Source organism: Kribbella sp. CA-245084, assembly GCF_050942355.1.
In the GTDB taxonomy this organism is placed as follows: domain Bacteria; phylum Actinomycetota; class Actinomycetes; order Propionibacteriales; family Kribbellaceae; genus Kribbella.
In genome coordinates this window covers 4,896,659-4,916,870 of record NZ_CP192053.1, presented here as the reverse complement: position 1 = coordinate 4,916,870, position 20,212 = coordinate 4,896,659, and the positions used below count along the sequence as shown (strand labels likewise).

The 20,212-nt window shown below is 68.3% G+C and carries 18 protein-coding genes and 1 pseudogene; 8 read left to right on the top strand and 11 right to left on the bottom strand.

The window, feature by feature from the left end:
* Positions 1-7 precede the first annotated feature (7 nt).
* A complete protein-coding gene (locus ACQPYH_RS23605; RefSeq protein WP_432875165.1) occupies positions 8-1,006 on the top strand; it encodes a lysylphosphatidylglycerol synthase transmembrane domain-containing protein in 999 nt (332 codons plus the stop codon).
* Positions 1,003-2,091 (top strand): glycosyltransferase family 4 protein, encoded by a 1,089-nt coding sequence (locus ACQPYH_RS23600; RefSeq protein WP_432875162.1) that lies wholly within the window; start codon positions 1,003-1,005, stop codon positions 2,089-2,091. Before ACQPYH_RS23605 ends, ACQPYH_RS23600 begins: the two co-directional genes overlap by 4 nt.
* Here ACQPYH_RS23600 and ACQPYH_RS23595 read toward each other — a convergent pair.
* From ACQPYH_RS23595 to ACQPYH_RS23580, 4 genes are all read right to left on the bottom strand, one after another.
* Entirely contained in the window at positions 2,064-2,741 is a 678-nt protein-coding gene (locus ACQPYH_RS23595) for a response regulator transcription factor (RefSeq protein ID WP_130447681.1), read from the bottom strand. The two genes, ACQPYH_RS23600 and ACQPYH_RS23595, sit on opposite strands and share 28 nt — an antisense overlap.
* A 79-nt stretch (positions 2,742-2,820) precedes the next feature.
* Positions 2,821-3,759 carry a cyclase family protein gene (locus ACQPYH_RS23590; RefSeq protein WP_432875158.1) on the bottom strand — a complete coding sequence of 313 codons (939 nt, stop codon included), beginning with the start codon at positions 3,757-3,759 and terminating at the stop codon, positions 2,821-2,823.
* 95 nt (positions 3,760-3,854) lie between these two features.
* Positions 3,855-6,878 carry an ATP-binding protein gene (locus ACQPYH_RS23585; RefSeq protein WP_432875155.1) on the bottom strand — a complete coding sequence of 1,008 codons (3,024 nt, stop codon included), beginning with the start codon at positions 6,876-6,878 and terminating at the stop codon, positions 3,855-3,857.
* 17 nt (positions 6,879-6,895) lie between these two features.
* Positions 6,896-8,002 carry a class I SAM-dependent methyltransferase gene (locus ACQPYH_RS23580; RefSeq protein ID WP_432875152.1) on the bottom strand — a complete coding sequence of 369 codons (1,107 nt, stop codon included), beginning with the start codon at positions 8,000-8,002 and terminating at the stop codon, positions 6,896-6,898.
* Positions 8,003-8,126: 124 nt separating this feature from the next.
* On the opposite strand from ACQPYH_RS23580, the gene ACQPYH_RS23575 reads away from it, so the two are divergent.
* Positions 8,127-9,584, top strand: a complete 1,458-nt coding sequence (locus tag ACQPYH_RS23575) for an amidase (RefSeq protein ID WP_432875150.1) — start codon at positions 8,127-8,129, stop codon at positions 9,582-9,584.
* Here the strand turns inward: ACQPYH_RS23575 and ACQPYH_RS23570 are convergent.
* The gene (locus tag ACQPYH_RS23570; protein WP_432875148.1) at positions 9,562-11,421 is read right to left on the bottom strand and encodes a CASTOR/POLLUX-related putative ion channel; all 1,860 of its coding nucleotides are present in this window, start codon (positions 11,419-11,421) and stop codon (positions 9,562-9,564) included. The genes ACQPYH_RS23575 and ACQPYH_RS23570 overlap by 23 nt on opposite strands.
* Before the next feature lie 128 nt (positions 11,422-11,549).
* Here ACQPYH_RS23570 and ACQPYH_RS23565 point away from each other — a divergent pair, with 128 nt between their 5' ends.
* Positions 11,550-11,924, top strand: coding sequence for a YciI family protein (locus tag ACQPYH_RS23565; protein WP_432875145.1), 375 nt, complete (start codon positions 11,550-11,552; stop codon positions 11,922-11,924).
* Positions 11,925-11,957: 33 nt separating this feature from the next.
* The gene (locus ACQPYH_RS23560) at positions 11,958-13,175 is read left to right on the top strand and encodes an RNA polymerase sigma factor (protein ID WP_432875144.1); all 1,218 of its coding nucleotides are present in this window, start codon (positions 11,958-11,960) and stop codon (positions 13,173-13,175) included.
* Positions 13,176-13,236: 61 nt separating this feature from the next.
* On the opposite strand, the gene ACQPYH_RS23555 is transcribed toward ACQPYH_RS23560, so the two are convergent.
* The 4 genes from ACQPYH_RS23555 to ACQPYH_RS23540 all read right to left on the bottom strand — a co-directional run bounded on the left by ACQPYH_RS23555 (position 13,237) and on the right by ACQPYH_RS23540 (position 16,835).
* Positions 13,237-14,103 carry a universal stress protein gene (locus ACQPYH_RS23555; protein ID WP_432875142.1) on the bottom strand — a complete coding sequence of 289 codons (867 nt, stop codon included), beginning with the start codon at positions 14,101-14,103 and terminating at the stop codon, positions 13,237-13,239.
* Positions 14,104-14,222: 119 nt separating this feature from the next.
* Positions 14,223-14,753, bottom strand: a complete 531-nt coding sequence (locus ACQPYH_RS23550; RefSeq protein ID WP_432875139.1) for a hypothetical protein — start codon at positions 14,751-14,753, stop codon at positions 14,223-14,225.
* 13 nt (positions 14,754-14,766) lie between these two features.
* Complete coding sequence (locus tag ACQPYH_RS23545) at positions 14,767-15,087, bottom strand: Rieske (2Fe-2S) protein (protein WP_432875137.1); 321 nt, start codon at positions 15,085-15,087, stop codon at positions 14,767-14,769.
* 17 nt (positions 15,088-15,104) lie between these two features.
* Positions 15,105-16,835: a GMC oxidoreductase gene (locus tag ACQPYH_RS23540; RefSeq protein WP_432875135.1), complete on the bottom strand. Its 1,731-nt coding sequence runs from the start codon at positions 16,833-16,835 to the stop codon at positions 15,105-15,107.
* A 238-nt stretch (positions 16,836-17,073) separates the two neighbouring features.
* Between ACQPYH_RS23540 and ACQPYH_RS23535 the strand changes: the two genes are divergently transcribed.
* The 3 genes and pseudogenes from ACQPYH_RS23535 (at position 17,074) to ACQPYH_RS23525 (ending at position 18,534) form a co-directional block, all read left to right on the top strand.
* Complete coding sequence (locus ACQPYH_RS23535; RefSeq protein WP_432875132.1) at positions 17,074-17,544, top strand: hypothetical protein; 471 nt, start codon at positions 17,074-17,076, stop codon at positions 17,542-17,544.
* A 5-nt stretch (positions 17,545-17,549) separates the two neighbouring features.
* Positions 17,550-18,068, top strand: a pseudogene (locus tag ACQPYH_RS23530) (esterase/lipase family protein); the annotation flags it as partial.
* A gap of 73 nt (positions 18,069-18,141) precedes the next feature.
* Positions 18,142-18,534 carry an SDR family NAD(P)-dependent oxidoreductase gene (locus ACQPYH_RS23525; RefSeq protein ID WP_432875130.1) on the top strand — a complete coding sequence of 131 codons (393 nt, stop codon included), beginning with the start codon at positions 18,142-18,144 and terminating at the stop codon, positions 18,532-18,534.
* A 93-nt stretch (positions 18,535-18,627) separates the two neighbouring features.
* On the opposite strand, the gene ACQPYH_RS23520 is transcribed toward ACQPYH_RS23525, so the two are convergent.
* Positions 18,628-19,167 (bottom strand): sigma-70 family RNA polymerase sigma factor, encoded by a 540-nt coding sequence (locus ACQPYH_RS23520; protein ID WP_432875127.1) that lies wholly within the window; start codon positions 19,165-19,167, stop codon positions 18,628-18,630.
* 371 nt (positions 19,168-19,538) lie between these two features.
* A complete protein-coding gene (gene msrA / locus ACQPYH_RS23515; protein ID WP_432875125.1) occupies positions 19,539-20,087 on the bottom strand; it encodes a peptide-methionine (S)-S-oxide reductase MsrA in 549 nt (182 codons plus the stop codon).
* Between the last annotated feature and the right edge of the window lie 125 nt (positions 20,088-20,212).

Here is a 20,212-nt window from a genome sequence, read left to right as displayed (position 1 = left end):
AGTGAGGATGGACCGCACGCGACGCCGGAGGGTGGTGACCTCCACCCTGAGCGGATTGATCACAGCCGCATTGGTGGTCCTGCTGCCACGAGCGGTCGGCGCGACCTGGACCGAGGTCGGAGCGGTGATCGGCCGCGTCTCGCCGGGATCGTTGGCACTGCTGACGATTGTGTGGATCGCCGGGCTGTGGGCCCATTCGTTCGTCCTGGCCGCGTCCCTGCCAGGACTGACGAAACGGCGCGGACTGACGCTGAGCCTGACCGGTAGCGCGGTGGCGAACGTGCTCCCACTCGGTGGTGCGGCCGGTACGGCGCTGAACTTCACGATGGTTCGGCGATGGGGATTCAGTTCGAGTTCGTTCGGCGGGTTCCTCGCCGTGACCACGTTGCTGAACGTCGCGTCCAAGCTCGGCGTGATCGCGCTGGCGCTGGGACTCGTGCCGATCTTGCACAGCGGTTCGGCCTTCGGCTCGGCGAGTCTGTTGTTCCTGCCGGTGCCGATCGTTGTCGCTGCAGGGATCTGGATCCTTGCCGACGAGCGAGCGGCGGTTGTCGTCGGACGCCTTCTCGACAGGGCGGTCAGGACCCGGCTCGACGAGCGGTTACCGGCGATGCGACGACTGATCCTCCGGCTGATACGCACCGGATGGCAGCCGATGACTGTCGGCATGCTGGCGTACCTGACCCTGCAGCTCGCCCTGCTCTGGCTCTGTTTTCAGGCGTTGCACGTGCCTCTCGGCGTACCTGTTCTCTTCACGGCGCTCGCGGTGGAACGGCTGTTGACCTTGGTGCCGATCACGCCGGGCAGCGCCGGCGTAGTCGAGGTCGGGACGACCGCTGCGCTGGTCGCGCTCGGCGGCGATCCGGCCGGCGTTGCGGCGGGGATGCTGTTGTTCCGCGGCTTCACCTACCTGATGGAGATCCCGGTCGGCGGCGTGATGCTGGCCGTCTGGTCATGGCTCGGGCGTCGTACGGGTCCTGAACGGCTGGAGGCACTGGCCGGATGAGGATCGCGCTCGTCAGCGACTGCTACCTCCCGCGGCTCGGCGGGATCGAGCTCCAGGTCCACGATCTCGCCGTCCAGCTGATCCGTGCCGGCCATGAGGTGACGGTCTTCACGATCACCGACGGGCCGGCGTCGGCGGGTCAGGTCCCGGTCGTGCGGTTGCCTGCGTTCGGCGGCGTACCGCTCCGGGCTGCGGTCGATCGGCTGCGATCCTCGTTGCCGAGCTTCGATGTCGTGCATTGCCACAGTTCGTTGGTGTCACCACTGGCGTGGCAGGCCGCGCGGCTGGCTCACAACCCGTTCCTCACCCTCCACTCGTTGCCTAGCGCATCGACGCCTTGGCCGCTGGCGCGGATCGACCGGTACGTCGGCGACGTGCAATGGACCGCTGTCAGCGAGGCGGTCGCCGAGGTACTGAGGGATCTGCTTCCAGGGCGGGCGATCGGCGTACTGCACAACGGCGTCGATCCGGCGCTGTGGCGCCAATTTCGTCGTACCGATCACACCCTGACGATCGTGAGCACGATGAGGCTCGTACGCCGCAAGCGGCCGTTGGCGACCTTGCGGATCCTGGAGCAGATCCGCGACGCGGTGCCGTCCGCTGTTCAGCTTCGCGCTGTCGTCATCGGCGATGGACCGCAGACGGCCGCCGCCGCTCGAGCTGTACGGCGGCGTGGTCTCAGCGGATGGGTGGACCTGCCGGGGCGGCTGACGCGCTTCGAGATCCAGCAGCTGTACGCGTCGGCGGACGTGTACCTTGCGCCGGCCGAGCTTGAGTCTTTCGGGGTGGCAGCGCTCGAAGCTCGATGCGCCGGTCTTGCGGTGGTGGCGATGGCCTCAGGCGGGGTTGGAGAGTTCGTCCGGCCGGGGGTCGAGGGCCGGCTGGTGCACAGCGATGCCGAGATGGCGGCGGCCGCGGCCGCCTTGCTGAGCGACCCGGCGGAGTTGTCGCGGATCCAGTCCTTCAACCGGCACACCGATCCAGCTATGACCTGGAAGAACGTGCTCGCCCAGCACCTGACGACGTACTCGACCTCGAACTGGTCCCGGGCCGAGGCTCAGCCGCCGTCGGCATCGAGACGGTAGCCCATGCCGCGGATGGTCTCGAAGGCGTTCCGGCCGAACGGGGCGTCCAGTTTCAGGCGGAGATAGCGGATGTAGACCTCGACGACGTTCGGGTCGCCGTCGAACGCCGGGTCCCAGACGTTTTCCAGGATCTGGGTCTTGCTGACCGTCTCGCCCCGGTGACGCATCAGGTACGCGAGCAGGCCGTACTCGCGCGGCGTCAGCATGACTTCTTGGCCGGCGCGCTCCACACGCCGTTTGACCGGATCCAGGACGAGGTCGCCGGCTGTCATGACGACCGGTCGTTCCGGGGCGCCACGCCGGATCAGCGCGCGGAGACGAGCAACCAGGATCAGGAAACTGAACGGCTTGGTGAGGTAGTCGTCGGCTCCGAGGTCGAACGCGTCGGTCTGGTCGTACTCACCGTCCTTCGCCGTCAGCATCAGCACCGGCGCCCAGACACCGCGTTCCCGGATCTGTTCGAGCACCTTGTAGCCGTTGAGCTTGGGTAACATGATGTCGAGCACGATGACGTCGTAGGTGTTCTCGGTGGCGGCCCACACGGCGTCTTCACCGTTGTGAACCACTTCCACCACGAACCCGTCCTCCGTCAGCCCGTGCCGAACCGTCTCGGCCAGGGGGACCTCGTCCTCGACAATCAATACCCGCACCCTCCCAGTGTCGAGGACGGCTCCTGAGAGCAAGCTGAGCGCTCGGTCAACTCAGAGCCCTCTGCGGCGCTTGTGACGGTCAGAAGGTGGCGATCGGGTTGACCGGGCTGCCCGAGGTGCCGGCGAAGCGGACGGGCGCGACTGCGAGGTGGAAGTCCCACTGGCCGAGCTCGGCGGCCGTGGTCGCGCACGCCTCGAGGTCGCAGTTGTCGAGGAGCCACAGGCCCATCGCGGCGAGGCCTACGGTGTGAACGGGCATCGCCAGGTCGTCGTACCCGGACGGCTGGACGTCCTGAGGGGTGTCGGCGCCGATCAGCGCGACCTCGCGTTCCTGCAGCCACGGCAGGCAGGACGCGTGCCAGCCGGCCTGGGTGAAGTCGCTGGTCGGTCCGGCCTCGTGCCGGGCACGGCCGTAGCCGGTCCGCAGCAGCACCGCATCGCCGGACTGCACCCGCACACCTTGGAGCCGCTCGGCCTCCTCGAGATCCTCCGGATACACGCCCTCGCCCGCCTCCAGCCACGGCACATCGCGCACCTTCGCAATGTCCAGCAGAACGCCGCGGGTGACAATCCCGTTTGCTGCCGCTGTGACTGCCGCCCAGGCCGATCCCGTTGTGGCGTCGACCAGCGAGTGCGACCGCCCGTTGTACATCTGGCCGTCCCAGAAGATGTGGCAGGGTGAGTCGAGGTGGGTGATGGTGTTGCCGTGGAAGAGGATGCCGAGCCGCTCGTTCGAGTAGCCCCAGTGCCGGTCGTTGCGGAATCCGGGCAACGGCATGTTCTCAGCACCCGGCAGGTCAGCGAAGCACGGGCACGATGTCGTTGCCCGCTCCATCTCCTCCGGTACGGCGACCTCCCACGCGCACGACACACTCCGCCCGTGCCGCACACCCCGCGCCGCCGCCAACCGCACGTCGTCGCTGATGTGGTTCAGCGTTCCCAGTTCGTCGTCGTCGCCCCATTGCCCCCAGTTCGACAACGCCTCGAAGTACCCCAGCACGTCGTCCTGAGTAGGCATCCCTTGCCCCATCGCATCATCGCCCCCTCCGGTAATTCCCGCTGACTGGCATAACAGCAGACCGACGGGTCAGCCCGGCTGGCGGGCCGCGCCGGTTATCTGAGGCGCCAGGTGGTGGGGTGGGTGGGGGAGTAGGTGCAGGTCGTGCCGAGTTGGGTAGAGGCGCGGAGGTGGGCGGCCAGGGCGGGGTGCGTTTGGTCGAGTTTGGTCAGGGTGTCGTGGACGCGGGCGCTGACGGTCTTGCGGGCTCGTTCTGTCTCGTCGCTGAGGCGTCTGGCGCGGCCGCCCAGGCCGGTTGCCGCGCTGAGTTCGTGGACCAGTGCGTCGCGTTCGGCGGACAACTTCTCGGCTCGGGCGGCATCGCCGTACGCGTCGGCCTGATCGAGTTGCTCGGCCAGAGCCGCGAGCCGGGCCTTGTACTGCGCCCTGGCGGTCTCGTCGAGGATCAGATCGCGGCCGGTGTGGACAATCTCGGACCCGACCAGGGCCGACACGTGTACCTCGTTGCCCTGAGCACCTATCAGCACGGCGAGGTCGCGGAGTCCCTTGGAATCGGGGAGCTGGACGTGTACGCCGTCGTACGCGAGCTGCCAGAGGCCGTTCACCGGCCGGAACTCGTTGTCCGGGGCAACGGCGGCAACAGAGCTGGCGAGTTCCCGCTCGGTGATCCGGACCCAGCCGGCGGCCCCGATCCGTTCGTGCAAGGCGAGGGCGGAGCGGAGGTGCTTCTCCGCCGAGTCGGAGTCGCCGAGCGCTGCGGCGAGCGTGCCGAGGTGGTGATCGACGGCGGCGTGGTACGACGCGCAGCCGCCGACCACCACGTGGGTTCCGGCGTACGGGCGCAGGCGGTCGTAGGTCCAGACTCGCTGGGCGGTTGTGCCGACCGCGGAGAACACGACCGCTGCGACCGCGAGCCCTTCGAGGCCGGTCCAGACGGCGATGTCCAGCACGCTGAAGTCGCCCAGTGCGACGGCGGCGGCATCGAGTTCGCCGCGGACCGTGAGCGGCCAGGCCTTGAGGAGCGGGAACATCGGCCAGAGCGGATCGGCCGGATCGAGTTCGCTGGGCGGTTCGGAGATGCCGAGGGCAACCAGTGCCCAGCGCGAGGTGCAGAAGCAGCCGATGGCGTCCGGTACGCCGATGGCGAGGCCGAGTTCGAGCGCTTCCTCGCCGAGCCTGGCTGCCTCGTCGGCGTGGCCGGCGAGCTGTGCGAACGTGGCGCGCCTGGTCAACGCGCCCCATCGGCCGCGGGCGTGCCCGAGCCGCTCCGCGAGCGTGATGTAGGTGAGGAGCTCGTCGCGTCCCGCGGGATCACCCAGTTCCAGGAGCGCCGCCGCACGCAACTGGTGGGCTTGGGCAACCAGGTCTGCGTCCTGCGCCGCAGTCGCCGCGTCGAGCATGGCGGCGATCAGCGGCAGGCGTCGGCTCGCTGTGCCCGGAGTCCACTGCGAATCGTGCTGTGCGAGCCGCGCCTCGGCAAGCGCCTGGCTGTCGCCGGCGGCCGCGGCGAGCTCGACAGCCCGCTCCGCCGCTGCGGCAACCGTCTCGTCGGGTACTGCGATCGAGCCATGTCGGAGCATCCGGGCTATGGCGCCGTACACCCGCGATTGCAGGCTCAGCGATCCGTCCACTGCTTCCAACCGGGCAGCAGCTTCCTGCAGGACATCCAGTACGTCGGCACGATGTCCGCCAGACCGCTGACCCAGCGACTCGATGCCGAGCGCGGCACGCGCGAGGACCGTGGCGTCATCCGCTGTCCGTGCGCTCGCCGCCGCCGCGAGGTACTGCGTGCGTGCCTCGTCCCCGCGCCCGGCGCGGGCGTGCGCATCGGCGAGCTCGACGAGGAGTGCCCCGCGCGAAGGATCCCACGGTACGTCTGGTCCCTCGGCGTCGATCATCTGCAGGGCGCGCCGATAGTGTCCGCAGGCGTCGTCGTGGCCGAGACGGGCGGAAGCTTCCCGGGCCGCGAGGACGGAGTACTCGACGGCCTTGCGGCGGACCTGTGATCCGGCCGCGAGCAGATGCGCGGCCACTCGCGCCGCACTGCCGGGGCGTTCCTCCAGAGCCAGGCCGAGGGCCAGGTCGATCTCGGTTCGAGTCCTGGCGCTGAGGCCGCCGAGGATCGTCTCGCGGTACAGATCGTGGGTGAGCCTGGGCGCTTCGGGCGTGCCGGCGACCACGCCTGCCCGGCGCGCTTCGTCCAGCAGGCTGTTCAGCTCGATCTCGTTGCCGGCGGCACCGATCCGGACGAGCAAGTCGGTGTCGACCTCGCCGCCGGCCACCGCGAGACGCTCGAGCACGTGAACACAGTCGGTTGACAGCCTGGCCAGTCGACGGCGCAGTGTCTCCGCGATGCTGGGCGGTATCGGCGGCCGCTGGTCAGGTGTGCCCTGGGCAACCATCAGCCGAGCCAGCTCGCCGACGAAGAACGGGTTGCCCCCGCTGCGCTTCCACACCTGATCACCGAGCTCCGACGCATCCGGTCCGACGATCGAGGTGACCAGTTCGCGGACCTGCTCCGCGCCGAGGCTACCGAGTCGTAGGTGTTGGGCGGTCGCAGATACCGCCAGCAGGTCGCGGGACGCCTCGGTGTCGCGGTACGCCCCGGCCAGCACCAGCCGGCTGCCGGCCAGGGCGCGCGCCAGGAACCCGAGCAGCCGCAGCGAAGCGGCATCCGCCCAGTGCAGGTCGTCGAGAACCACCAGGATCGGCCGCTCGGCCGCCAGTGCCGACAGGCACTGCCCGACGGCCTCGAACACGCTGAACTCGGCGTCAGCGGCCGCCCCCGCATCCATCGGCGTGCCAGGGCCGTCGTTCGCGGGAGGCTCGACGAGGCGGCGTGCCTCGCCGAGGTCGGCGGGCGGAACACAGGTTGCCCGCAAGACCTGCGTCCACGGCCAGTACGGCGGAGCGCCCGGACGGTCCCAGCAGACGCCTCGCAGAACGGTCCAGTCCGGGCCTGCTCGATCGGTCAGCGCCGCCAGTACTGCGGTCTTGCCGATCCCGGCCTCCCCGCTGACCATGAGGAACTGCCCGGAGCCGGAAGCCGCGTCCCGGAGTACGGCGGTTGCCGCTGCCAGCACCGGCTCCCGGCCGACGAGCCGGACCCGTGGGTTCATAGCGTCATGATCGGTCGTCAGGGCCGTAGCTCCAAGACCAGGTTCAGCGGTGCCGGCAGATCCAGCCTGCGTACCCGGGTAAAACCCGCCTCGGCGGCGAGGGCACGGAGCTTCTTCTCGCCGGCCTGGGCGCCGAGCGGCTCCGAGGACGTCGCGCTCTCCTGCGAGACGGCGTTCGGGGTGCAGGCGAGCGTCGAGACCGCGTAGAACATCCGGCCGGTCGGGTTCAGATTGTCCTGTACGTCGTCGGCGCCCAGGGGCTCGAAGAGCAGGACGCTCCCGGATGCAGCGACCGCGGACCTGGCCCGGACGAGTGCCCCGAGCGGATCGCCGATGTCGTGCAAGGAGTCGAAGAAGGTGATCAGGCTGTAGTCCGAACCCGGTAGCTCAGCTGCTGCGGCTACCTCGAACCGGACGTTGTCCGGACCGCCCTGTTCGCGGGCGTGCGCGACGGACGCGTCGTGGTAATCGATGCCGAGCACCTGCGCCGCCGGGTACAGCTTCGCGGTCGTCGTCGTCGGGAAGCCATAGCCACAGCCGACGTCGACCACTGTGCCGCCGTGGGAGAGCGCCTCGACCACCTCCGGCATCTCGCTGACTGCGGCGCCGATGAGCTCGTCGGGCAGCGCGATCTTGGTGAAGGCGTCCGTACCGTGCCAGTGCTCGGCTGTGCGCTGGTGCCAGCCGAATCCCCGCCCCGAGGAGAACGCGTCGCTGAACGCGCCGAATCCTTCACCCATCGACGACAACATCGTCGCGCAGGCGTCGACGAGTGCGCCTCCGGGACCGTAGTGGATCGCCGCGGCGACGGGCGCGGGCAAGGTGAAGGTCTCGCCGGCAGCGTCGTACTCGAGGTAGCCACCGGCCGCCTGGGCCCGCAGCCACTCACGGACCAGCGCGGGGTGTACCTGGACCTTGGCCGCCACCTCGTGGTCGGTCAGCGGACCCCCGTCGGCGAGTGCTGCCCAGAGCCCGCTGCGTGTGCCGAGCGCGGTGAGCAGGACCCCGAGCGCGGCACCTAGTTCGGTAACGATCTTGCCCATCTGGGCCTCGACCGCGGCCTCATCGATGATCGGCGCGGCTGTCTCGTCTTGCACAGTGCTGACGGTGCTGATGGTGCTCATGATGCAACTCCTGGTGTCCGCCGGCCGGATACCGGCTCCTACCTGGAAAGCGCGAGATCCCGCCTGGCGGCCCGCGAGGTGGCATCTCGCGCCTCCAGGGCAGGACCGTCGACGAGGAGCTGACATGACCACACCACTCGCGGACGAGCTCGGCGAGCTCGACGCCGTTGCCCAGGCGGACCTGGTCCGTCGAGGGGAGGTCACACCGTACGAGCTCACCACCGCCGCGATCGAGCGCATCGAGGACCTCAACCCCACGCTCAACGCGGTCATCGCACCCCTGTACGACGAGGCGCTCGCGGCCGCTCGGGATGTGCCGGCCGGGCCGCTGTCCGGCGTACCGTTCCTCGCCAAGGATCTCGTCGTCGAGATTGCCGGGGCGCCGTTCAGCGAGGGCTCGCGTTTCGTCCGCGGCCTGGTGTCGCACTTCGACTCCGAGCTCGTCCGGCGGTGGCGGCGCGCGGGCCTGGTGGTGCTCGGCAAGACCAATACGCCGGAGTTCGGGATGGCGCCGGCCTGCGAGCCGCTCGCTTACGGGCCGACGCGCAACCCGTGGGACACGAGCCGGTCGACGAGTGGATCCAGCGGCGGTTCCGCGGCGGCGGTCGCGGCGCGGATGGTGCCGATGGCGCATGGCAACGATCTCGGCGGCTCGATCCGCTACCCCGCCTCGGCCTGCGGGTTGTTCGGCCTCAAGTCGACGAGAGCCCGCAATCCGCTCGGCCCGGAGTATGGCGACGCGATCAACGGGTGGGCCTGCGAGCATGCGCTCACCCGCTCGGTCCGCGACAGCGCCGTCCTCCTGGACGCCACGGCGGGCCCGATGCTGGGCGATCCGTACGGGCTGCCGTCGCCCGGACGCCCGTTCGCTGCGGAGGTCGGAGCCGATCCGGGGCGGCTGCGGATCGGGTACACCGCGCGGACCGCCAATGGGCGCCCGGCGCACCCGGACTGTGTCGCGGCGCTCGACGACGCGGTGGCGTTGTGCGCCTCGCTCGGCCACGATCTGGTCGAGACAGAGCTGCCGGGTCTGACCCCCGAGGTGGGTACGGCGATCGGCACGGTCTTCGATGCCGCGACAGCCTGGATCGTCGAGTACTGGATCCGGCGCCTCGGCCGTGATCCGTCCGACGATGAGCTCGAACCGTTGACCCGGGCGTACTGGGACCGAGGCCGTCAGGTGTCAGCGGCCACGTATCTGCTGGCGATCGAGGACTGCCAGGCCTTCGCCCGCGTCGTGGCCCAGTGGCTGACCGGGATCGACGTTTGGCTGACCCCGACCATGTCGATGCCTCCGGCAATGATAGGCGAGATCACCTCGACTGCGGAAGATCCGCTCCGCGCCGCTCGCGCCGGCGGCAGGACAGTCGCGTACGCCGGGGTGGTCGCCAACCTGACCGGCAATCCGGCGATGTCCGTCCCGCTGTACTGGAACGAGTCCGGCCTGCCGATCGGCGTACATTTCCTCGGCCGGTACGCCGACGAGGCGACCCTCTTCCGCCTCGCCGCCCAACTCGAGACCGCCCGCCCCTGGACACACCGACGCCCAGCCACCGGCTTCAGTCCTCGGCGAGGACGATGACTCGGTCTTTGGCGGTGAGGGTTACGGGGGTGTGTTTGGGCGGGTTGAGGACGACGCCGTACGACGGAGGTGTGTAGAACTCGGTGTGGATGCGGTAGCCGATCGCGGTTTCGCCGTGGCGGGCGGCGGCTTCGGCGATCGTGCTGAAGTTCGCGGGCATTCCGGGGAGCAGGTAGCCGGGGGCCGGTTTGAGGTAGATCTCGGCGCCGTTCGGATTGAAGAGGTCCTCGAAGACGGCCGCGAGGTGGCGGTTCTCGGTGAGTTGGGTGAGCAGCAGGCTGATCAGCTTCTCGCTGACCACGAAGTCGTCGGCGCGCGTGACCTCGGCGATCTCGCGATTGGCGTCGTCGTTGATCTCGCTCACGATCGAGTACGGATGATCGAGGGACTCGGCCAGGTCGCGCAGGTGCAGCAGGGTGATAAGCGTGCGGGCGTCGGCCTGCTGGGCGCCGAGGCCGTCGGCCGACAAGACGATCACGTGCTGACAGGTCTTCGGTTCGAGCGCCTCAAGCTCGACGCGATTGGTCGGGTCGCACGCGACGATCTCGACGGTGAGGTTGGTGGTGGGGCCGACCTCGACGAGATCGGCGCAGGCGATGCGCAGGTGCGATCCGGGGAACGCGAACGCGTCGAGCAGCTCGATGATCTGCGGTGTGCGCTCGTTCCAGCCGAGCATCAGCGTCCGCTCGGGCTCGGGAGTGTGCCGTTGGCGTGCCGAGATGGCGCCTTCGACGATGCGCGGCTGGTCGTCGGCCGGCCGGATCATCGTGTCGTCCTCGGCGAGCACGATCAGGTCGTCGGCGGCCGAGATCGGCTTGTCGGCGGGCGGATTCAGCGTGATCGATCCGTCGGGATGCCGCAGGCCGACGGGTACGCCGAGGCTGTAGGCGTGGATCGCCGTACCGAAGGTGGTGCCCGCGAGCGCCGGCTCGGAGCGTAGATAGAACTCGTTGCCGGTGAACGCCAGCAGGTCGGCGCACACGGCAGACAGCCCGGACTGCCTGTGTGCGTTGACGATCAGCCGTACGGCCAGCTCGTCGGCGCGGACCAGCTGCGCCCGATGGCCGCCCGCGAGCTGGGCAGCGGGCAGATTGGTGGAGTCGGAGACTGCGGCAACAATGTGGGGACCCTCGCCGGTCGCCGCGCGGCTGCCCAGCGAGAGCAGAACCTTGACGACGTGGATGTCGGAATCCGGGCCGTCGGTGGGCAGCACCATGACGGACCGGGCCGACGACAGGCTGACCAGGTCGAGGTCGGCCGGGTGCAGCGGATTGCCCGACCGGCAGACGATCCGGGTGCGCCCCAGGTCCGGCACGCGGGCGCGGATCGCATCGTCCATCTCGACCTTGTCCTTGTCGGCCAGGATCGCGACGCACGAGCGGCGTTGACTCTGGTTGGCCTGGACGAGCTCGGAGACGACGGTGAAGATCTGCTCCGACCAGCCGAGGAGGACAGTGTGCTCGCTCTCCACGATCCGCGAGCGGCCTTTGCGCAGTACGGCGATCTTGCTCTCCAGGCCGGTCGTCATCACACCGATGAACGAGCTGACGATGAAGATGCCGCCCAGCGTCACGATCAGCATGAACCCGAGGAAGATCAGCCCGCCCTGGTCCCCGCCCATCGTGCCCGGGTCCAGCGTCCGGAGCAGGCTCATCCACAGCAACCCGTGCCAGCCGCCGTGATCACCCACGTCGCCCGGCGCCAGCACCAGGATCAGCCCGGACACCACGATCACCAGCAGCGCGGACGCCATCCCGAGCAGTCCGATCAACGCCGGCGTACCCCGCGACATCGTGTTGTCGAACCAGTACCGGAACTTGTCCCGCCAGCTGTCCAAGACCTCAGCCCCCTTCGGCTTGCTGGAGGCACTATGCCACTCCCGCGACGTGGGCCCGACCAGAACAGGACGAAGTCCGTGTCCTGATGAGCGATCTCCTTTCGTCATGATGGTGAGGAGGAGTTCTCATGAATCAGTACTTGCTGTCGGTGTACGACGTGGAGGGTGGGGCTGCGCCTGCCACGGCCGAGGAGATGCGGGCCTTCATGGGGCGCGTGATCGCGTTGGAGGAGGAGATGGATCGGGCCGGCGCGTTCGTGTTCGGTGGCGCGTTGCACGGTGCCGATGCGGCGTCGGTCGTCCGGGGCGGGACCGGGTTGGACAAAGTGACGACGGACGGGCCGTTCGTGGAGGCGAAGGAGCACATCGGCGGCTTCTACGTCATCAACGCCGAGGATCTCGATGCGGCGCTGGCGTGGGCGGCGAAGGTCGTGGAGGCGATCAACCACGACATCGAGGTACGTCCGTTCCGCGCCACCGGGCGCCTGCAGGACGGCCCCTGACAGCCATGGACAGCGACTGACGGAGGCGGTCGGGTGGATGAGCTCGAGCGGACGTTCCGGGCGGCGTACGGGCCGGCCGTCGCCACGCTGGTGCGCCTGTTCGGTGACATCACGCTGGCCGAGGACGCCGTACAGGATGCGTTCGCGACCGCCGTACGGCGATGGCCGCTGGATGGCGTCCCGGACAATCCGGCCGGCTGGATCGTCACGACCGCTCGGAACCGCGCGGTCGACGTCGTACGCCGGAACCGCCGCGGTCGCGAGCTGATCGAAGGAATCGCGGCCGACCAGGTCGAGTCCACGGTGGATCAAGAGAGCGCCGGGTTCATGCGGGACGACCAGTTGCGGCTCATCTTCACCTGCTGCCACCCTGCGATCCGGGTCGAGCACCAGGTGGCACTCACGCTCCGGCTCATCGCGGGACTCAGCCCGGCCGAGGTCGCATCGGCGTTCCTGGTGAGCGAGGACTCGATGGCCAAGCGACTGGTGCGGGCGAAGTACAAGATCAAGGCGGCGGGCATCCCGTATCGCGTGCCCGAGGGTGCCGAGCTGCCGGACAGGCTGCGTGCGGTGCTCGCGGTGCTCTATCTCGTGTACAACGCGGGCGCCGATGACGTCGTACGCCGTGACTTGCGGGGCGAGGCGATCCGGCTAGGCCGGCTGTTGACCGACCTGATGCCGTCCGAGCCCGAGACCACCGGTCTGCTGGCGTTGATGCTGTTGAACGAGGCACGCGTCCCGGCGCGTGGGGGAGACGGCGAGGTGGTGCTGCTCAAGGACCAGGACCGGTCGGTGTGGGATTCCGCCCCGATCGCCGAGGGGCAAGAGCTCGTCCTGATGTGTCTGCGGCAGCGTCGACTCGGACCGTTCCAGTTGCAGGCTGCGATCCAGGCGCTGCACTGCGCGGCCAACCGCTACGAGGACACCGACTGGACGTCGATCGTCCGGTTCTACGACCGGTTGCTCGCGCTCATGCCGACGCCGGTCGTGGCGCTCAATAGGGCCGTCGCCATAGCTGAGACCGAGGGGCCGGCCGAGGCGCTTCTCCTTCTCGACGACCTCACCGGCGAGCTGTCCACCTACTATCCGCTACACGCCACCCGCGGTTCCCTACTCAACCGGCTGGGCCGACAGGCAGAAGCCGCAACGGCGTACGCCCGCGCCGCGGACCTGGCCAGAACCGACGCAACAAAGCGATTCCTCCAAGAACAAAGCCAAACCATCGCGTGGCGGTATGAACGACGCGGATGAGGACCGTGCGATCGGTGAGATTGTCGATCGGCTCGCCAAGGCGTTTCCCAGCGTCGCAGTGTTAGACGGTGCCCACCACGACGACCGGACCGCGAGCGAGCCGTTGAACTGTGCAGGCCGTGGATCCGTATAGCAGCCGCCGGAGCCATCGGTGCGTCGTGGAGCCGATCACGGTCAGCGCCGCCGCGGCGGATTCGGCGAGGATCGCGGAGTCGGCTGGTCCGCTGGTGACACTCCACCGGACGTCGACTTCCGGGTAGGCCATCTGCCAGACCCGCACGGTGTCCTCGATGTCGTCGTGCTGGTCGAAGGACGTGGCGTGGACGACGGTCAGGCCGGTGCCGCGGCGGCGAGCTGCCCGGAAGGCGAATCCCAGGACTGCCTGCGGACCGCCGTTCCCGTCGACGCCGACGACCACCCGGTTGGCCGACGATCCGGGCGCGTACGGCGCGGTCAACCCGATCACGGCCACGGAGTTCGTCGTACGTCGGGACAGCCCGCGGATCCAGGTGCGGCGACCGGATTGATGGTCGTGCTCGACGACCAGAAGACTCTGCCGGCCGCCGTGTTCGGCGGCGTTGGCCAGAGCGGCGGCAGGCTTGCCGGGGAAGACGATGGTGCTGATCCGCAGGCCGGACGCGATCCGGCGTGCCCGGCGCTCGGCAACCTCGACGACCTTCTCGGCGGTCTCGCGGACCCGAGGGTCGACGGTCGTGTTGCCGAACGGGTCCAGTACGCGGGCCCACCGAAACGCATGCACGATCCGGAGCTCGGACTGCCGCGCCGCTGCCTCGGCAGCCGCCCACTCCACCGCGTCCCTGCTGTCCTCGGAGCCCTTGACCAGAACGATCACGGGGCCGTGGTCCGGTCCGGCAACCGCGGTCGCGGGTACAGCGCTCGCCGTCTGTCCACCGCGAAAGAGCTTCATCCGACGCCTCCCAATGCGATTTCTCTCGATGCCCTCAACTCTCACGCCGGAGCCGCCGCATCACACCAGGGAGACTCACTGGCTACGTCCCTGGCCGTGCCGGGCATCGGTCGACCGCGTCAGAGCCGGAATCGGCGGGCGAGCCTGAAGGCCGCGGCCGTGGTCAGGCCGTAGACCAGGTGTGCGCTCAGGTCCTTCGCGAGTGTCTGGCGGTCGTACTTCCAGATCGGTTCGTAGAGCTTGGCGGCCGGGAGTACGACGTACCCCGATCCCCAGACGCCGGCGCCGAACGGGATGCCGTACCAGACTCGCGGAGTACGAAGCGAGCCGGCGAGGACGCCGTACGCCGCTCCGTTCGCGATGCCGTAGCCCCAGTGCATGATGTTGTTGACCAGTGCGGCCCGGTCGTCGGGCAACTCACGCTGCAGGAGCCCGTCGTACAGACGTCTCCCGACCTGCGCAGGTGCGGGTGCCTGGTCCCAGCTGTGGATGTCGGCGGAGAACTCCCAGCGCGGGAACCCGCCGTTGCCGCCGCCCTTGCGAGAGCGGAAGTAGAGCAACGTATCCATGGCGATCGTCCCGACCGTGCCGGCCAGGAGACCGCGCGCAATCGCTCCGACCGGCGTCAGACAGTCGCGGTTGAGTTTCATGAGGTCGTCTCCTTCACAGCCGGATTGCGAGGTTGCCGTCGAGTTCCTGGACTTCGTAGGTGCTCAGCGGTCGGCTCGCCGGACCGTTCAGCACCGCGCCCGTCGCCACGTCGAACCGGGAGCCGTGGCACTGGCACATGATCGTGTGCTCGACGAGCAGGCCGCTGGACAGCGGACAGGGGTCGCCGCCGCAGGTGCAGAGGTCGTCGAAGCTGTACAGACGGCCGCCGACCCGGGCGATTGCGATGCGTAGTTTCCGGTCGCCGAGGTAGTACGGAATGACGACGCCGTCAGCGATCGGGGCGAGGGGCTCGAGGGCGCGAACATCGGTCATCGGTCTGCTCCTTGGCCTTAGTAGGGGTAGTCCGGGATGACGTCGGCCTTCTTGGCGTCGAGCCGCAGCTCGGCCGGAGCGCCTGCGGGTACGGCGGGACGGTGCGGCATGACCGGGGCGACGCGCTGGTAGCCCGACCCCAAGGGCGGCCTCGGGTCCGCCTCGCCCTTGTTCGGCCACAGCGACAGCGCTCGCTCGGCGAGGGCGGTGATCGAGAGTGACGGGTTCACGCCGGTGTTGGCCGGCATCACGCTGCCGTCGATCACGTGCAGGCCGGGCTGGCCGAAGACCCGCTGGTACGGGTCGACCGCGCCGCTCTCGCTGTTGTCGCCGATGGGGATACCGCCGGTGAAGTGGGCGGACGCAGTGCGGTTGACGACCTCGAACGGCAACGCGCCCTCGTGGCCGCCCATCAGCGCGGTCATTCGATCGACGAACTGTTCCACGATCGGGATGTGAACCGAGGGCGGCGTGCCGGTGTGCTTGCTGCGAAGTCGGCCGTCGTTCCAATACAGATCGATTGACGTGTCGGTCGTCTGTGAGCACAGCATGATGACGGTGCGTTCGGCCCAGTCACGCGGGTCGTCGAAGCTGAGCACCGAGCTCGGCTCGTCGATGAGCTGCTTGACCCAGGCGGCTGTCGGGTGCTTCTGCGCGCCGTGCTGGTGGTAGGTGACCAGGAAGGCGAACAGGTCGTTGCCGACACCCCAGTAGACCGGCTCGATACTCGTGACGGCATCTGGCCAGACGCCGGAGGTGATCGACACCGACCCCGGTGTGAGCTGGATCTTGTCCGGGTCGGCCTTCCACTCTGCGTGCGTGCGCGTGATCGCGAGGAGTTGTTCGGAGTTCGTCCGGGCGCGGCGGCCGAGTTGGGTGGATACACCGCTGAGGCGGCCTTCGTGTTGCATGTGCAGCAGGAGCTTCGACGAGCCGTACGCGTGGGCCGCGACGATCACCTGCTCGGCGGTGTAGCTGTGCTGCTGACTGTGTGCGGCTCGTTGTGCCCAGCCCGGATGGCGCGCGTGGACCTCGAAGCCGCCGCCCTCGAGCGGGATCAAGTCGTGCACCTCGTGCAACTCGTGGACCCGGGCGCCGAGCTTCTCCGCCAGGTACAGGTAGTTCGTGGTCAGCTTGTTCTTCGCGTTGTGGCCGCAGCCGATGTTGCACTTGCCGCACGAGATGCACCCGGTACGACGTGGGCCGGCGCCGCCGAAGTACGGGTCCTCGGCCTCGACGCCGGGGCTTCCGAAGTACACGCCGACGGGTGCCTTGTTGAAGGTCTCGCCTCGTCCCATCTCGGTCGCGACCTGCAGCATGACGCGATCGACGTCGGTGGGCATGTACGGGTAGCGAACCGCGCCGAGCATCCGGGTGGCCTGGTCGTAGTGCGGAGCCAGCTCGTCGGCCCAGTCGGTGATGCTCGACCACTCGGGTGCGTCGAAGAACTGCTTGGGCGGTACGTACAGCGTGTTCGCGTAGACATGTGAGCCGCCGCCCACGCCCGCCCCGCACAGCACGAGCACGTCATCGAGGTACTCGACTCGCTGGATCCCGTAGAGCTCTGCCGCCGGGAACCACAAGAACCCGGGGAGATGCCACTGACTCTTCGGGATGTCCGCGTCGTTCCAGCGCTTCCCCGATTCGAGAACGCCGACCCGGTACCCCTTCTCCGCGGCACGCAGCGCAGCAACGCTGCCGCCGAACCCGGATCCAACGATCAGCACGTCATAGTCGAAGGTAGCCATCGCAATCTCCCTCGCCGGCCATTGTCATCGACCACGCTGCCTCATGACCACCCCACATCACACCAGTGAACTCACTGGTGTACACGCGGGTCCGCGACCGTACGGCGTTGTGCCTGGGGTGAAGTCCTGGAAGGGACGTGGGGACCGGTCGATCGACCAGTGGTTTCCCCTGGGGTGATGCATCAACCTGCGGCGGAAGGTGGAGTCATCGAAAGGCTCCTAGCCGAAGGAAAAGGCAATGACCACCATCCGCTTCAGCGAGACCACCACCTCGACGCCCGCGCAGTTCGTCGCGGCGCTGACAGACTTCGGGCCCGGTCGGGCGCAGCTGTTCGCGAACAGCGCCGACGACTACCTGAAGGTGCATGACCAAGGACCCGGCTTCGCCGACGTCACCGAAGGATCGGGCGGCGTGTGGGAGCGCCTGCACTACAACTGGTCCAACCTGCACCACATCGTCCTCACGACCACCGACTCCAACGTCTGGGGCGGCGCCTCCGGACACTCCTACACCCTCACCGAGCACGCCGACGGCGCGACCACGATCGACGTCGTGATCGTCCGCGAAGGCAAGAACCTCAAGGGTCATCTGCTCGCGACCTTGTTCGCCCTCGGCGGCAAGAGCGTGATCCGCAAGGCGTTCGACAACACCGTCCGGGCCATCGAGGCCCGCAACATCCCGACCACCACCATCCGGACCGAGGTCTGACCACCATGAAGAACTTGATGCCCAAGGCAAGAACCCTGATCCTCGCGGCTCTCGGCACCGCGCTGCTGGTAGGCGGCGCGACCACCGCGCAGGCTGCCCAGTCGTCGCCCACCGAGTCATTGACCGCCCAGACGAAGCCGACCATCGTGCTCCTGCACGGTGCGTTCGCCGACGGCTCCAGCTGGTCCGAGGTGACCGGCCGGCTCCAGCACGACGGCTACAACGTCGTGGCTCCCGCCGTACCGCTGCGCGGAATCGCCGCGGACACGTCGTACCTGAGCGGCGTACTCGCAACCATCCCCGGCCCGAAGGTCCTCGTCGGCCACTCGTACGCCGGTGCGCTGGTCAGCGAACTCGGCGACACCGCCGATGTGAAGTCGCTGGTCTACGTGGCCGCGTTCATCCCGCAGGCCGGCGAGACTCTGGGCGCGCTGAACTCGCAGTTCCCGGGCAGCGAACTCGGCCCGCAGCTCGTGCCGATCAGCTACCCCGGTGGCGTCGACCTCGGGATCAAGCCGGACAACGCCCGCGCCGTCTTCGCCGCGGACCTGCCCGCGCCGGGCCACGTTCTTCCTGACCCAGACCGTCGTACGGGGTATGAAGGCCGCCGGCTCCGGCGGTGCGATCGTCAACATCGGCAGCATGTGGGCACATCAGGCGGTAGCGGCTACGCCTGCGACCGCCTACTCGATGGCGAAGGCCGGCCTGCATGCACTGACCCACAACCTGGCCATGGAACTCGCGGCCGACGGCATTCGCGTCAACGCTGTGGCTCCCGCAGTGGTGGCCACGCCGCTGTACGAGGGCTTCATCCCTGCCGACAAGCTCGAGGCGGCCGTGAAGGAGTTCGACGGCTTCCACCCGTTGGGACGGGTGGGAACGGCCCAGGACATCGCCTCCTCGATCGTCTTCCTCCTCTCCCCCGAGGCTAGCTGGATCACCGGCGCGATTCTCAACGTCGACGGGGGCGTGATGGCCGGCCGCAACTGACGCCTTCACCGGACCGATGGGGCTGTACCTTCAGGGCTACGGGGGCCCTATCGGCAACCGGTTGATCGCTTCATCCCAACTGGCCCAGGCCGCTCAGGCGATCTTCTGCTCCGGCAGGAAGCCGGCGTCGACGAGAGCCGTCCGTAGCTTCCGGCGGGCGTCGAACATCATCTTGTAGATCGCGTTCTGCGTAGCACCGAGCTGATCGGCAAGCACATCGGTCGGCATCCCGTTCAGCGCCAGCGCAACGAAGACCAGCCGCCGCTTCGCCGTCAGCTTCTCGTCGACGGCGCGACGTACGGCGTTCATCAGGTCGCGGCTCTCGGCCTGCGCCTCGGGCTCGATCCCGATTCGCGCGGGCAGGCGCTCCCAATCCTCGTCGTCGAACGCAACACCGGCCCGCTGCCAGAAGTGCCGGTTGACCTTGGCCGCCACGTCGAAGATCACGAACTTGTACGCCCAGGTGGTGAACTTGCAGTCACCGCGGAACGTCTCGACCTTCCCGCTGATGGCCAGCAGGGCATCCGCGGCGGCCTGGTGTGCGATGTCATCCAGCTCGGGGCCGGCGAGCCGCAGTCTGGCCGACCGCCGCCTGGCCTCCGCCTTCGCGGCGCGCAGGAGAACGTCGTACAAGCGTCGGCACGCAAGCTCGCGCCGGTCTCCAGAGCTACTCAGGTCGCGAACCCAGTCTCGGTTCTCCCGGGCCACCTCAGCAGAGACGACCCGCGCTTGCGACAACAACTCGGAACCTTCGCTCTTCATGGATCTCCGGCACGTCTGCGGCAAGACAACACTATGGACGATACAGTCCATTTCTCGCGCAGTCCACCCGGCCGCACGCCAGATCCCTCCACTGTGAGATGCACGGCTGAATACCCTGCAATACAGGTGATCCGGAGCACATCACCGCGACCGCCACCACCCAGCCACCATCGGATTGTTGGTAACCAACTGGTCTATATGGTCCCATTGACTCATGGACATCTCGGACTACGGATGGCCTCTCAGGTGGTGGTGCGCCGCGGAAGCACCCAGTTCGGGCGGACGAAGTGGCAGGTGTAGCCGCTCGGGTACTTGATCAGGTAGTCCTGGTGCTCGGGCTCCGCCTCCCAGAACGGGCCTGCAGGCTCGATCGTCGTCACGGCCTTGCCCGGCCACAGACCTGACGCATCGACGTCGGCGATCGTTTCGCGAGCGACCTTTTCCTGTTCGGGAGTGAGCGGAAAGATCGCAGAGCGATAGCTTGTGCCGACGTCATTGCCCTGGCGGTCCAGGGTCGACGGATCGTGGATCTGGAAGAAGAACGCCAGGATGTCGCGGTACGTCGTCTGCGCCGGGTCGAAGACGATCTCGACAGCTTCCGCGTGCCCGGGGTGATTGCGGTACGTCGCATGATCGTTCCGCCCGCCCGTGTACCCGACACGCGTGGCGAGTACGCCGGGCTGCCGGCGAATGAGGTCCTCCGCACCCCAGAAACACCCGCCGGCGAGGACGGCCGTCTCTGCGCCTGGCGTGCGGGTGACCTGTCCGGTGTCGTTAGCTCCACTGGTCATGATCCTTGCTCCTCTGCCTCGTCATCCATAGCGATTACGGCCAACAGCCCCTCAGCATCCTCCGCGCACGATCCGCAGGCAGCAAGGTGCGCCGCCACTCCCGGAAAGCGCTCGGCAGCATCCAC

Excerpts from the sequence above, each read along its gene's own strand:
- ACQPYH_RS23590 (WP_432875158.1), bottom strand. The coding sequence starts at position 3,759 with ATGCCTACTCAGGACGACGTGCTGGGGTACTTCGAGGCGTTGTCGAAC.
- ACQPYH_RS23535 (WP_432875132.1), top strand. The coding sequence starts at position 17,074 with ATGACCACCATCCGCTTCAGCGAGACCACCACCTCGACGCCCGCGCAG.
- ACQPYH_RS23575 (WP_432875150.1), top strand. The coding sequence starts at position 8,127 with ATGACCACACCACTCGCGGACGAGCTCGGCGAGCTCGACGCCGTTGCC.
- ACQPYH_RS23550 (WP_432875139.1), bottom strand. The coding sequence starts at position 14,753 with ATGAAACTCAACCGCGACTGTCTGACGCCGGTCGGAGCGATTGCGCGC.
- msrA (WP_432875125.1), bottom strand. The coding sequence starts at position 20,087 with ATGACCAGTGGAGCTAACGACACCGGACAGGTCACCCGCACGCCAGGC.
- ACQPYH_RS23540 (WP_432875135.1), bottom strand. The coding sequence starts at position 16,835 with ATGGCTACCTTCGACTATGACGTGCTGATCGTTGGATCCGGGTTCGGC.
- ACQPYH_RS23555 (WP_432875142.1), bottom strand. The coding sequence starts at position 14,103 with ATGAAGCTCTTTCGCGGTGGACAGACGGCGAGCGCTGTACCCGCGACC.
- ACQPYH_RS23585 (WP_432875155.1), bottom strand. The coding sequence starts at position 6,878 with ATGAACCCACGGGTCCGGCTCGTCGGCCGGGAGCCGGTGCTGGCAGCG.
- ACQPYH_RS23525 (WP_432875130.1), top strand. The coding sequence starts at position 18,142 with ATGAAGGCCGCCGGCTCCGGCGGTGCGATCGTCAACATCGGCAGCATG.
- ACQPYH_RS23600 (WP_432875162.1), top strand. The coding sequence starts at position 1,003 with ATGAGGATCGCGCTCGTCAGCGACTGCTACCTCCCGCGGCTCGGCGGG.
- ACQPYH_RS23605 (WP_432875165.1), top strand. The coding sequence starts at position 8 with ATGGACCGCACGCGACGCCGGAGGGTGGTGACCTCCACCCTGAGCGGA.
- ACQPYH_RS23545 (WP_432875137.1), bottom strand. The coding sequence starts at position 15,087 with ATGACCGATGTTCGCGCCCTCGAGCCCCTCGCCCCGATCGCTGACGGC.
- ACQPYH_RS23580 (WP_432875152.1), bottom strand. The coding sequence starts at position 8,002 with ATGAGCACCATCAGCACCGTCAGCACTGTGCAAGACGAGACAGCCGCG.
- ACQPYH_RS23565 (WP_432875145.1), top strand. The coding sequence starts at position 11,550 with ATGAATCAGTACTTGCTGTCGGTGTACGACGTGGAGGGTGGGGCTGCG.